The organism is Curtobacterium sp. MCBA15_008 (assembly GCF_001865065.1).
Taxonomy (GTDB): Bacteria; Actinomycetota; Actinomycetes; order Actinomycetales; family Microbacteriaceae; genus Curtobacterium.
Map to the genome: position 1 here is coordinate 97,470 of NZ_MJGN01000056.1, position 12,775 is coordinate 110,244.

Genomic DNA, 12,775 nt, shown 5'->3' on the forward strand with positions numbered 1-12,775 from the left:
GGCACCCGCGGCAAGCGAGGTGGTACCGCGGAGCACGCTCCGTCCTCGTGGAGATCGACCGAACCCACGAGGAGCACCGGTGCCTTACCCGTTGAACGCAGACCGTTCCGACGACGCCCGCGACGGCGTCACCCCGTCGCCGTCCTTCCCCGCCGTCGAGCAGGGGATCCTCGCCTTCTGGAAGGGCGATCGCACCTTCCAGGCGTCCATCGACCAGCGCGAGGGCTGCCCGGAGTGGACGTTCTACGACGGCCCGCCCTTCGCGAACGGCCTGCCGCACTACGGCCACCTGCTGACCGGCTACGCGAAGGACGTCTTCCCGCGCTACCAGACGATGCGCGGCAAGCAGGTGCACCGCCGCTTCGGCTGGGACACCCACGGCCTGCCCGCCGAGCTCGAGGCGATGCGCCAGCTCGGCATCACCGAGAAGCACGAGATCGACGAGATGGGCGTCGACGTCTTCAACGCCGCCGCGAAGAAGTCGGTCCTGCAGTACACCGACGAGTGGCAGCAGTACGTCACCCGCCAGGCGCGCTGGGTCGACTTCGAGGACGACTACAAGACCCTCGACGTCACCTTCATGGAGAGCGTCCTCTGGGCGTGGAAGCAGCTGTGGGACAAGGGGCTCGCCTACGAGGGCTTCCGGGTCCTGCCGTACTGCTGGAACGACCAGACGCCGCTGTCGAACCACGAGCTGCGCATGGACGACGACGTCTACAAGATGCGCCAGGACCAGTCCGTCACGGTCTCGTTCCCGCTGCACGGCTCGCGCGCGGACGCGCTCGAGCTCACCGGCGTGCGGGCACTCGCCTGGACGACGACCCCGTGGACCCTCCCGACGAACGCCGCCCTGGCCGTCGGTCCTGAGATCGCCTACGCGGTCGTGCCGGCAGGGCCTGGAGGCGCGGCTGACGGTGCCGACGCCGGTTCCGTCTCCTACCTGCTGGCTTCGGACACCGTGGCCGCGCACGCGAAGGAGCTCGGCTACGCCTCGGGTGACGAGGCGCTCGCCGCCGTCGCCCGCACCCTGACGGGTGCTGAGCTCGACGGCGTCGAGTACGAGCGCCTGTTCGACTTCCTGGCCGATGCCGAGGGCATGGAGCACGCCTGGCGCATCCTCGTCGCCGACTACGTCGAGACCGGCGAGGGCACCGGCATCGTGCACCAGGCGCCGGCCTACGGCGCCGACGACCAAGAGGTCTGCGCCGCCGCCGGCATCCCGGTCGTGCTGTCCCTCGACGAGGGCGGCGTCTTCACGTCGCAGTTCGGCGAGGTCGCGGGGATGCTCTGGTCGGACGCGAACAAGCCGCTGACCAAGGCCGTCCGCGACGCCGGTCGACTGCTCCGCCAGGCGTCCTACGAGCACAGCTACCCGCACTGCTGGCGCTGCCGGAAGCCCCTCATCTACAAGGCCGTGTCGTCGTGGTTCGTCCGCGTCACCGAGCTCCGCGACCGCATGGGCCAGCTCAACCAGGACATCAACTGGGTGCCGGACAACGTCAAGGACGGCCAGTTCGGCAAGTGGGTCGGCAACGCCATCGACTGGTCGGTGTCCCGCAACCGGTACTTCGGCACGCCGATCCCGGTGTGGCAGTCGGACGACCCCGAGTACCCGCGCACCGACGTGTACGGGTCGCTCGAGGACATCGAGCGCGACTTCGGCCGCCTGCCGCTGAACGCCGAGGGCGAGGTGGACCTGCACCGCCCGTTCATCGACGACCTCACCCGACCGAACCCGGACGACCCGACCGGGCGGTCCACGATGCGCCGGATCTCCGACGTGTTCGACGTCTGGTTCGACTCCGGGTCGATGCCGTACGCCCAGGTGCACTACCCGTTCGAGAACCGGGAGTGGTTCGACTCGCACAGCCCGGCCGACTTCATCGTCGAGTACATCGGGCAGACGCGCGGCTGGTTCTACGTCATGCACGTGCTGTCCACCGCGCTGTTCGACCGTCCGGCGTTCCAGAACGTCATCAGCCACGGCATCGTCCTCGGCTCGGACGGCCAGAAGATGTCGAAGTCCCTCCGGAACTACCCGGACGTCTCCGAGGTGTTCGACCGCGACGGTGCCGACGCGATGCGCTGGTTCCTCATGTCGTCGTCGGTGATCCGCGGCGGCAACCTCGTCGTCACCGAAGAAGGGATCCGCCAGGGCGTCCGCGAGTTCCTGCTCCCGCTCTGGTCGACGTACTACTTCTTCACCCTCTACGCGAACGCCTCCGGGGACGACGGGTACCAGGCGTCCCGTCGAACGGACAGCACCGACGTCCTCGACCGCTACCTGCTCGCGAAGACCCGGGTGCTCGTCGAGGACGTCACCACGCACCTCGACGCGCTCGACACCCCGCTCGCGGCCCAGGCCGTGCGGGACTTCGCCGACGTGCTGACGAACTGGTACGTCCGTCGGTCGCGCGACAAGTTCTGGCTCGGCGCGGAGTCCTCACCCGAGGCCCGGGCGGCGTTCGACACGCTGTACACGGTGCTCGAGACCCTCACCCGCGTCGCCGCGCCGCTCGCCCCGCTCGTCACCGAGGAGATCTGGCGCGGCCTGACCGGCGGCCGGAGCGTCCACCTGACGGACTTCCCGGACGCCGACGAGTTCCCGGCCGACGACGCCCTCGTCGACGCCATGGACCGCGTCCGCGACGTCGCCTCGAAGGGACTCGCGCTCCGCAAGGCGACCGGCAAGCGTGTCCGCCTGCCCCTCGCCACGCTGACCCTCGTGGTGCCGGACCCGGCGGCCGTCGCCCCGTTCGCCGACATCCTCCGCGACGAGCTCAACGTCAAGCAGGTCGTGCTCGAGCAGCAGGAGGAATCCTCGCTCGGTCGCTACGGCATCGAGCGGAAGCTCACCGTCAACGCCCGCGCCGCCGGACCCCGGATCGGCAAGCAGGTGCAGCAGGTGATCCCGGCCGCCAAGCGGGGCGACTGGGTCGCGACCGAGTCCGGCGTCACCGTCGGCGGCATCGACCTGGTCGAGGGCGAGTACACGCTCGACCTCACCGTGGCCGACGACAGCGTCGCGGTGGCGTTCCTCGACGGCGGCGGCTTCGCGGTGCTCGACACCGTCACCACGCCCGAGCTCGAGGCCGAGGGGCTCGCCCGCGACGTCGTCCGCGCCGTCCAGCAGGCCCGCCGCGACGCCGACCTCGACGTCAGCGACCGGATCGCCCTGCGACTCCGGGTCACGGCCGACGCGGTGGACGCCGTCCGGACCCACGAACAGCTCATCGCGGGGGAGACCCTGTCGACGAGCGTCGACGTCGAGACGGCCGAGTTCGCGCAGAGCGAGGGCACCGACGTCGGCAACGGTGCGAAGGTGTCCGTGGAGGTGGCACGCGCATGAGCGATTACCCGGAAGAGCCGTCCGAGGACGGCATCGAGATCCCGGTCGGCCCCGCCGGCGACGTCGACCCGACGGAGTCCGTGCCGTTCGGCGCGGACGACGACGAGGTCGAGCGCGTCGAGGCGGCGCTGTACGCCCGCATCGGCGAGCAGTCGCCCGAACACCGGCTGTCGGCCACCCGGCGCGCCGTCGAGCTCCTCGGCGACCCGCACCTGTCGTACCCGGTGATCCACCTGACCGGCACGAACGGCAAGACCTCGACGGCGCGGATCGCCGAGAGCATCGTGCGCGCGCACGGGCTCCGCACCGGCCTCATGACGAGCCCGCACCTGGTGTCGATCCGGGAGCGCATCGTCATCGACGGCGCACCGATCGCGCCGGACCGCTTCGTCGAGAACTGGGACGACATCGCCCCCGTCCTCGAGCTCACCGACCAGGAGCTCACCGCCAAGGGCGAGCTCCCGCTGACCTTCTTCGAGGCGCTGACCGTCCTCGCCCTGGCGTGCTTCGCCGAGGCGCCGGTCGACGTCGCCGTGATCGAGGTCGGCATGGGCGGCGAGTGGGACTCCACGAACGTCGTGCAGAGCCAGGTGCAGGTCTTCACCCCGATCGCGATCGACCACGCGAAGCAGCTCGGCAGCACCGTCGCCGAGATCGCCCGCACCAAGTCGGGGATCATCAAGCCGTCCTCGTCCGTCGTGTCGAGCGCACAGGTCCCCGAGGCCCTCGCGGAGCTCCAGCGCGCTGCCGAACTCACCGAGTCGACCCTCGCGGTCGAGGGTGACGGCTTCTGGGTCGTCGACGTGACGCCGGCCGTGGGCGGGCAGCTCATCACCGTGCAGGGGATCGCCGGCCGCTACGACGACCTGTTCCTCCCGCTGTTCGGCAAGCACCAGGCCCACAACGCCGCGGTGGCGATCGCCGCCGTCGAGTCGTTCCTCGGCCGCGGCTCGCAGCCCCTCGACGAGGACGTCCTGTCCGAGGGGCTCGCGGGTGCGACCAGCCCCGGACGCCTCCAGCCGATCGCGACCGGTCCGACCGTCGTGGTCGACGCGGCGCACAACCCGCACGGCGCCCGTGCCCTCGCCGAGGCCCTGCCCGTGGCGTTCCCGTCCGAGCACGTCGTCGGCGTCGTCGGGATCCTCGGCGACAAGGACGCCCGCGGGTTCGTCCGCGCGCTCAAGGGCACCATCTCGACGTTCGTCGTCACGCAGCCCCCGGGCGACCGGGCGCTCGATGCGGACGAGTTCGCCCGGATCGTCGTCGACGAGGTCGGCGAGGACCGGGTCGTCGTCGAACCCTCACTCGCGGCCGCGCTGCAGGAAGCGCGCGACCTGGCGGACGAGGCGGACGCCGAGGACGCCATGGTGCTCGTCGCGGGCTCCATCGTGATGGTGGGCCGGGTCATGGACCTGGTGCACCGGGAAGGCACGGCGAAGTGACGGACGCACCACGGGCCTCCAGGCCGGGCCGTGCCCCGCGCGTCCGCAAGCCGCGACGCGAACGCGGGGCCCAGGAGAGCCTGCTGTCCATCGCGCTCGTGCTCGAGGCGATCATGTTCTTCTTCCCGATGCTCGTCGTGTTCGGCAAGGGGACCCTCCCGCCGGCCGCGGCGTTCGGCGGCGGCATCGGCGCGATGGTCGTGCTGGCGCTGGCCTCACGCCTGACCGGCAAGCCCGCCGGTGTATGGTTCGGGTGGCTGCTGCAGGCGGCCATCCTCGCCACCGGGTTCATCGAACCGTTCATGTTCGCGGTCGCCGTGGTGTTCCTGGCGCTGTGGGTCTTCTGCTTCGTCAAGGGCGGTCAGCTCGACCGCATGAACGCCGCGCGCCGAGCGGCCATCGGCGAGGACTGACCACCACATTCGACCCCGAACACAGGGAGTACTGCGTGTCCGACTTCGAAGAGACCCTCGTCCTCGTCAAGCCCGACGGCGTCGCCCGCCAGCTCACCGGTGAGATCCTCCGCCGGATCGAGGCCAAGGGCTACGAGATCGTCGACCTGAAGATGCTCACGGCGCCGCGTGACCTGCTCGACGCCCACTACGAGGAGCACCAGGGCAAGCCGTTCTTCGAGCCGCTCGTCGAGTTCATGCAGTCCGGCCCGGTCGTCGCCGTGCGCGTCGCCGGCAACGGCGTCATCGCCGGCTTCCGGTCGCTCGCCGGCACCACCGACCCGACCTCGGCCGCGCCGGGCACCATCCGTGGTGACCTCGGTCGCGACTGGGGCCTCAAGGTGCAGCAGAACCTGGTGCACGGGTCCGACAGCCCCGAGTCGTCCGCGCGCGAGCTCGCGCTCTGGTTCGCCTGAGCCGCGGGGACGACCGTGACGAACAACAACGACCGACCCACCAAGAACGAGCGTCGCCAGCACGCACGTGACGTCGCCCGGCAGCGCGCCGACGCCGAGAAGCGCCGCAAGCGCCGCAACCGCTGGTTCCTGCAGGGCGGCATCGGCGTCGGCATCATCGCGATCGCGGCCATCGTGGCGATCGTCATCGTGAACGTGAACAACGCGAACACGGTGTCGGCGACGGGCCCGAAGAACATGGCGACCGGTGCGATCCAGTTCACCGGCCAGAACGGCGAGGTCACCCCGGTGACCACCGGCAACGTCACGGCGAACGGGACGGCCACGCCGGTCCCGACCAAGAACGCCGACGGCGCGGTCGCCGTGACCGAGTACGTCGACTGGGCCTGCCCGGTCTGCAAGCAGTTCGAGGCCGCCTACGCCGACCAGATCCTCGACAAGGTGAAGTCGGGCGAGGCCACGCTGGCGATCCAGCCGGTGTCGATCCTCGACCGCAGCTACCAGAACTCGCGCTACGCCAGCCGTGCCGCGAATGCCGCGATGTGCGTCGCGAACTACGCCCCGGACAAGTTCCTCGACGTCCAGACGCAGTTCTTCGACAACCAGCCGGAAGAGGGCACCGCGGGCCTGACGAACGCCGAGATCGCGAAGCTCGTGAAGGCGGGCGGGGCGACGGGGTCGAACGTCTCCGAGTGCCTGTCGAGCGAGCAGTTCAAGGGCTGGGTGACGAAGTCGACCAAGGACGTCGTCGCGGACCCGGCACTGCAGGGCACGCAGGGCTTCGGTACGCCGACGATCCTGGTGAACGGCAAGAAGGTCGACACGCTGACCAACGTCATCTCCGAGATCGACGCGGCCGCGAAGTAGGCCGGCACCGGCCGACGGCCGCCGGCCCGCTGCGGCTCGCACAACCAAAGTCGCCCCGAACCACGCGCATGCGCGGTTCGGGGCGACTTTCGTTGTGCGGCGTCGACCGGCGCCGCGGCCACCGGGCTGCCGCGCCACCGGCGCCGCAGCCACGACGAGGGTGAGCGCCCTACGCGGCGCCGCCGTTCTGCTCGGCGAACGCGGCGAACGCGTCCGTGTCGGTCAGCGAGCCGGTGTACTGCTTCCCGTTGACGATGATCGTCGGCGTGCTCGTCACCTTGTCGAGCGACGAGTTCGGGATCGCCTCGTTGAGCACCCGGTTCGTGGCGTCGCCGACCCAGCCCGCGAATCGTTGGTCCTGGATGCAGGACGCGACCTCGCCGCTCGTCGCGCCGGCGGCCTTCGCCAGGGCGGCCAGCTTGTCGTTCGTCAGCCCGCGGGTGCTCTCGGACGGCTGGTTCTCGTAGAGCGAGGTGTTGTACGCCAGGAACGCGTCCGGGTCGTCGTTCGCGACGCAGGCGGCCGCAGCGGCCGAGCGGGTGGAGTACTTCGACCCGAGCGAGACCCGGTCGAGCAGGTTGAACGGATGCAGTTCGAGCGTCGCCGAGCCGTCCTTCACCCACTGCTGGATCTGGGGCATCTGGCTCGTCTCGAACTGGTTGCAGTACGGGCACATGTAGTCCGAGTACACGGTGATGTTGGTCACCGAGTCGTCCTGCTCCGTCGGGGTCGGCTTCCCGCCCTCGGGCGTGGCCTTCGTCGTCACGGGCTGGATCTGCCCGTCGACGCCGTGCAGCAGGACCCCGTCGCTCGCCATGTTCTTCGGACCGGGACCCGCCGGCTGCACCGAGTTCGCGATCACCACGACGACGATCGCGACGACCGCGAGCCCGCCGACGATGATGCCGCTGATCCCCAGGGTCCGGTTGCGGCGCCGACGCGCCTGCTCCTTCTCACGTGTCTCGCGAGCGCGTTCCCGCGCTGCCGCTCGCCGTGCCTTCTTGCCGTCGTCCTCGCTCATCGAGATCGAGCGTAGGTGCTGCCCACACGCCGATCCGCCGTCCTGGCTGGGAAGGAACCAGGAATTCGGTGACGCGTCATCGACAACGTCCAGGGAGGGATCAGAAGGACGTCAGGATCGTCGGGAACTTGATGAGGATCGTCACGATGATGACCAGGTAGTTCGCCAGCGGGAACGCCCAGCAGAAGGGCAGCAGCAGCCGGCCGACACGCTGCGTGCCGGCGCCGAAGCGACCCTGCGCGGCGTTCCAGATCGTGAACACCCAGAACATCGGGATCGTCATCGACCAGACGAGCATGCACCACGGGCAGAGCGCGCCGATGAACCAGACCGTCTGCGTGAAGAGCCACGTCACGAAGACCCACGCCAGGAACACGCCCGCGTTGAACGCGATCCAGAACCAGCGCGAACCGTTCCGGAAGCCGGCGAGCAGCATCACCGCGACGGCGATCGGCGCGACGAAGCCCATCACGCCGAGCAGCGGGTTCGGGAAGCCGAACAGGTGCCCCTGCCAGCTGGCCATCACGTCCGAGCAGCTGATGAACGGGTTGACGTCGCAGGACAGCACCTTCTTCGGGTCCGCGTACTTCGCGAACTCGTCGAGGACGAGCGAGAAAGACCCGTACAGGCCCACCAGACCGGTGATCAGGAGGAAGACCCCCATGGCGATCGGACGTCGGACGGCAGGTGCTGGCGTGCTCACGGCGTCATCATCGCACGCCCGTTCCGGTCCTTTCCGGGTGCGGCATGCGATAATCGCTGCATGTCGTGCGGCCGATCCGCGCGACGACGAATGCTTTCCGGGCGCCGCCCGGACGATCAGGTGCGGTGAGAGCGCACCGTGACCGCGATGCGCACGACGCACCGGTCACAAGACAGCGAACGCGGGGGCGTGGTCGCCACCCGCTACAACTACAGAATTCCCGCCGCCCGACGAGGGCGCGAGCGGGGTCAAGGAGTGCACCAGGTCCATGGTGGAGCAGAACAACGACAACACGAACCACGAAGAAGTCGCGCCGAAGCGTCGCGGTCGCCTGTTCGGCGGCCGTCGCGCCCGGTCGGCAGGCAGCCTGGAGGCACGGGGTGACGCCGCGCAGGCGGCTCCGGCCGACGAGACGGTCGCGCTGACGGACGAGACGGTCACCGCACCGGAGACCGCAGCGGCGGTGCCCGCGGTCTCGGTCGAGGTCGACGCGGTCGCCAGCCCGAGCGCCGAGCCGCACGACGTGAGCACCCTGACCGGCGACCTGCCGGTCGTGGACGCCACCGGGACGGCGGCGGCGAGCGTCGAGGACGAGGCGAGCCGCGCCTCCAGTCCGGACGCCGCCGGAACCGACACGCCGGACGAGCCGGCGTCACCCGCCGCGGCCGAGCCGTTCGTGCCGAAGGCGACGAGCACGCTCAGCCTGATCTTCCACGCGCCGGTCCTGCCGGAGCTGCCGTACCGCGCCCCCCGCGTGGACGAGGACGACGACGACGAGCAGGGCGGCGGACGCCGTCGCTCCCGCCGCCGCGGCACCAGCGCCGACCGCGAGCCGCGCGACCTGCGGGAACCGCGCGAACCGCGCGACCACCAGGAGCCCCGTCGCCGCGAGGTCGAGTACATCACCGAGCCGCAGAAGGTGAAGGGCTCGACCCGGCTCGAGGCGAAGAAGCAGCGCCGCCGCGACGGCCGTGACGCCGGGCGTCGTCGCCAGGTCGTCACCGAGGACGAGTTCCTCGCCCGCCGCGAGAGCGTCGACCGCCAGATGATCGTCCGTTCGAGCTCCTCGACGATCGAGATCGGCGTGCTCGAGGACAACGTCCTCGCCGAGCACTACGTCACCAAGTCGCACAACGTGTCGCTCATCGGCAACGTGTACCTCGGCAAGGTCCAGAACGTGCTGCCCTCGATGGAGGCGGCGTTCGTCGACATCGGACGCGGTCGCAACGCCGTGCTCTACGCGGGCGAGGTCGACTGGGCCTCGGTCGACACCGGCAACCACGGCCGACGCATCGAAGCCGCGCTGAAGCCCGGCGACAAGGTGCTCGTGCAGGTCACGAAGGACCCGGTGGGCCACAAGGGCGCCCGGCTCACCAGCCAGGTCTCGCTGCCCGGCCGCTACCTCGTGTACGTGCCGAACGGCTCGATGAACGGCATCTCGCGCAAGCTGCCGGACACGGAGCGCGCGCGCCTCAAGAAGATCCTCAAGGAGGTCCTGCCGGAGCACGCGGGCGTCATCGTCCGCACCGCCGCCGAGGGCGCCACCGAGGAGCAGCTGACCCGCGACGTCCAGCGCCTCACCAGCCAGTGGGAGGCCATCCAGAAGAAGGTCGCCGGCGGCCAGGCGCCGGTCATGCTCCACTCCGAGCCCGACCTGCTCGTGAAGATCGTCCGCGACGTCTTCAACGAGGACTTCACGAAGCTCATCATCGACGGCGAGTCCGCACGGGCCACCATCGACGAGTACCTGACCGCGGTCGCGCCCGACCTGAAGGACCGTGTCGAGCTCTACGACGGCCCGGACTCCTTCGAGGAGTACCGCCTCAACGAGCAGATCGAGAAGGCCCTCGACCGCAAGGTCTGGCTGCCCTCCGGTGGTTCGCTCGTCATCGACCGCACCGAGGCCATGACGGTCATCGACGTCAACACGGGGAAGTTCGTCGGCTCCGGCGGCAACCTCGAGGAGACCGTCACGAAGAACAACCTCGAGGCAGCCGAGGAGATCGTCCGCCAGCTCCGCCTGCGCGACATCGGCGGCATCATCGTCGTCGACTTCATCGACATGGTGCTCGAGTCGAACCGCGACCTCGTGCTGCGTCGTCTCGTCGAGTGCCTGAGCCGCGACCGCACGAAGCACCAGGTCGCCGAGGTCACCTCGCTCGGCCTCGTGCAGATGACCCGCAAGAAGATCGGCGTCGGGCTGCGCGAGTCCCTCGACGAGGTCAACGCCAAGGTCAACGACAACAACGCCGACCCGGGTCCGTCCAAGAGCCGGCGAAAGAGCCGTGGCGGCAACGGGTCGAACGGCAACGGCAACGGCGGCAACGGCGGCGGCAACGGTGGAGCGCCCGAGGCGAAGTCCTCGCAGGCGCACCAGATCACCGACGACGTGAAGAACGCGCTGTCGCGGATCGCCGCGTCGACGATCCCGCACGAGGAGCACGACACGCCCGCATCCGCTCCGGCGGCCTCGGTCGAGAGCCCCTCGTCGCCGACGTCCTCGCCGGACGCGTCCGAGCAGGGGGAGCAGTCCTCCGGCCCGAAGCGTCGTCGTCGCCGCGGCGGCCGGGGTGCGGGTGCGCCCGACACCGCGTCCACCGAGTCCGCGTCCACCGAGTCCGCGTCGGCTCCGGAGGCTGCCGCTTCCACCGCGCCCGAGGCACCCGTCGCGCCGGTCGTCGAAGCACCCGGCGCCGAAGCACCCGTCGCCGACGCCCCCGTGGCCGAGTCGCCGGTCGTCGAGGCTCCGGCGGTCGAGGAGCAGGCGCCGAAGGCTCCGACGCGTCGTCGGGTCAGCTCCAGCGCCCCGGTGACCCCGACCGAGACCTCGGTCGCGATCCTCGACATCCCGATCGCCGCCACGAAGCGCGAGCCGCGAAAGGTCAGCGGTGACGCCGAGTCGCTGCTCGACTCCGTCCTGCAGGCGCTCCCGGAGCCGAAGCAGCCGGGGCAGGGGCGTTCGCGTTCGCGCCGCGTCTCGTCGCCGAGCATCAGCGCTCCGGCGACCACCGACGGCGACACCACCGACGACGGCCCCGTGATCCTGGGGAACTGACGATGTCGAACCCGGGCGACCCGCAGCGGTCGCAGCAGGACCGCGGGTACTACGGTGCGGGCTGGCAGCAGCCCGCACCGGGCCCGCAGGCCCAGCAGCACCCGCAGCAGCAGGCCCCGCAGCAGCCGTACGGCGGCGGGCAGTACGGAGCACCGCAGTACGGCGCACCGCAGCCCGGCCCCGCCGCCGGACAGCAGTTCGCCGGACAGCAGTACGGCGGGCCGTCCGGGGCTCCGCAGCGCCGTCAGCGCGCTGCGGCCGACCCCCGCCGGGCGTTCGCGCCGGGAGCGTCGGTCACGAACACCGCCGGCGCGCTCATCGCCGTCGTGTCGCTCGTGCTCGTCGAGTTCGTCTCCGGACTCATCGGGCTGCTCGGCACGTCGCTCGTGGTCCACCCGTTCTCGTCCTACGGCGCGGGCAACAGCCTGCTCGGCGGGTTCGTCCGCGGGGTCTTCGCCTCACCGTTCCCGTTCTACGCCGGGGCGTTCCTCGCGCTCGCGTTCCTGACGCCGATCGCCCGCCGCAGTCCGCTGCCGACGGTGCTGCTCCGTGCGGTGCTCGCCGGAGCCGCCGGCACCGTCGCCCTCGCGCTCGTCGGCGTCTTCACGGGGTCCTTCGGGGCCGTTCGGTACGGGGGAGCACGACTCGTCATCGACGTCGTGACGACGCCGCTGCAGAACGGCATCCCGTTCACCGTGCTGCTGCTCGCGACCTCGACCGCCGCGTGGCTGTGGCTCGGACGCCCGCGAGGCGGACGCCGTGCCGCCGGAGCCCCCGGCACGCCCGGCACCGTCCGACCGGCGGACGCCGTACCGCCGGCGACCGTGCAGACCGCACCGGTCCAGCAGCAGCCGCAGCACCCCCAGCAGCCGCAGGTGCCGCCGTACGGCGGTCAGCAGCCGCCGACCAACCCCTGGGGTGGTCCGGCGCCCCGCTGAGTCGTCCCGGAGCGCTCAGCGCCTCGACCCTCCGGGGCCGCGCACGGCGTTCGCACACCGCAAGTCACCCCGAACCGCGCCATCGCGCGGCTCGGGGTGACTTGCACCGTGCGGTGCGCACGCCACGCGGAGGCCGGAGGCGGCGTGCCGGGGCAGAGCCGCGCCTCCGGGCCGGGTCAGAAGACGCGCTTGTCCCGCTGGGCGACCCGCAGTCCGCTCGCGATGAGCCGGAGCACCAGCTCGCGCCCGGAGACCGCGGTGGCCCCGGCGGCGACGAGTTCGTCGTACCGCGCGAGGGGCACGTCGTAGTGGTCGTGGTCGAACGCGCGGCGGGGGATCCCGGCACGTTCGGCGAAGGCGTGCAGCTCGTCGTAGGATCGGTCACTGACGAGGTGTGACCACACCGTGTCGTGCGCAGGCCAGGTCGGCGGGTCGATCAGCACGGTCACACGAGCAAGCTTACGTGTGTCGCCGTTTGACCGGACGTAGGGGGATCGAGTATTCTCGATCCCTGGTGTCAGCGGGCCGTTCT

At 70.7% G+C, this 12,775-nt stretch carries 10 protein-coding genes; 7 read left to right on the plus strand and 3 right to left on the minus strand.

The window, feature by feature from the left end; all coding sequences use genetic code 11:
- The first annotated feature begins 79 nt into the window (after positions 1–79).
- From ileS to BIU96_RS16795, 5 genes are read left to right on the plus strand one after another with little or no spacing between them, the layout of a single operon-like run.
- On the plus strand, positions 80–3,349 hold the full coding sequence (gene ileS, locus BIU96_RS16775) for an isoleucine--tRNA ligase (RefSeq protein ID WP_071293753.1): 3,270 nt from the start codon (positions 80–82) through the stop codon (positions 3,347–3,349).
- Entirely contained in the window at positions 3,346–4,791 is a 1,446-nt protein-coding gene (locus BIU96_RS16780; protein WP_083403019.1) for a folylpolyglutamate synthase/dihydrofolate synthase family protein, read from the plus strand. The genes ileS and BIU96_RS16780 overlap by 4 nt, the downstream gene beginning before the upstream one ends.
- Positions 4,788–5,204, plus strand: a complete 417-nt coding sequence (locus BIU96_RS16785; protein WP_071293754.1) for a DUF4233 domain-containing protein — start codon at positions 4,788–4,790, stop codon at positions 5,202–5,204. Before BIU96_RS16780 ends, BIU96_RS16785 begins: the two co-directional genes overlap by 4 nt.
- 35 nt (positions 5,205–5,239) lie before the next feature.
- A complete protein-coding gene (gene ndk, locus BIU96_RS16790) occupies positions 5,240–5,659 on the plus strand; it encodes a nucleoside-diphosphate kinase (protein WP_071293755.1) in 420 nt (139 codons plus the stop codon).
- 15 nt (positions 5,660–5,674) lie between these two features.
- On the plus strand, positions 5,675–6,526 hold the full coding sequence (locus BIU96_RS16795; protein WP_071293756.1) for a thioredoxin domain-containing protein: 852 nt from the start codon (positions 5,675–5,677) through the stop codon (positions 6,524–6,526).
- 169 nt (positions 6,527–6,695) lie between these two features.
- Here BIU96_RS16795 and BIU96_RS16800 read toward each other — a convergent pair whose 3' ends face one another.
- Both BIU96_RS16800 and BIU96_RS16805 read right to left on the minus strand, forming a co-directional pair.
- Positions 6,696–7,547, minus strand: a complete 852-nt coding sequence (locus tag BIU96_RS16800) for a thioredoxin domain-containing protein (protein WP_083403020.1) — start codon at positions 7,545–7,547, stop codon at positions 6,696–6,698.
- A gap of 100 nt (positions 7,548–7,647) precedes the next feature.
- Positions 7,648–8,250 (minus strand): vitamin K epoxide reductase family protein, encoded by a 603-nt coding sequence (locus tag BIU96_RS16805; protein ID WP_254786221.1) that lies wholly within the window; start codon positions 8,248–8,250, stop codon positions 7,648–7,650.
- Positions 8,251–8,518: 268 nt separating this feature from the next.
- Between BIU96_RS16805 and BIU96_RS16810 the strand changes: the two genes are divergently transcribed.
- Both BIU96_RS16810 and BIU96_RS16815 read left to right on the plus strand, forming a co-directional pair.
- Complete coding sequence (locus BIU96_RS16810) at positions 8,519–11,305, plus strand: Rne/Rng family ribonuclease (protein WP_071293758.1); 2,787 nt, start codon at positions 8,519–8,521, stop codon at positions 11,303–11,305.
- A gap of 2 nt (positions 11,306–11,307) precedes the next feature.
- Positions 11,308–12,243, plus strand: coding sequence for a hypothetical protein (locus BIU96_RS16815; protein ID WP_071293759.1), 936 nt, complete (start codon positions 11,308–11,310; stop codon positions 12,241–12,243).
- A 176-nt stretch (positions 12,244–12,419) separates the two neighbouring features.
- Here BIU96_RS16815 and BIU96_RS16820 read toward each other — a convergent pair whose 3' ends face one another.
- Entirely contained in the window at positions 12,420–12,692 is a 273-nt protein-coding gene (locus tag BIU96_RS16820; protein WP_071293760.1) for a DUF4031 domain-containing protein, read from the minus strand.
- Positions 12,693–12,775 lie beyond the last annotated feature (83 nt).

Excerpts from the sequence above, each read along its gene's own strand:
- BIU96_RS16780 (WP_083403019.1), top strand. The coding sequence starts at position 3,346 with ATGAGCGATTACCCGGAAGAGCCGTCCGAGGACGGCATCGAGATCCCG.
- BIU96_RS16800 (WP_083403020.1), bottom strand. The coding sequence starts at position 7,547 with ATGAGCGAGGACGACGGCAAGAAGGCACGGCGAGCGGCAGCGCGGGAA.
- BIU96_RS16810 (WP_071293758.1), top strand. The coding sequence starts at position 8,519 with ATGGTGGAGCAGAACAACGACAACACGAACCACGAAGAAGTCGCGCCG.
- BIU96_RS16815 (WP_071293759.1), top strand. The coding sequence starts at position 11,308 with ATGTCGAACCCGGGCGACCCGCAGCGGTCGCAGCAGGACCGCGGGTAC.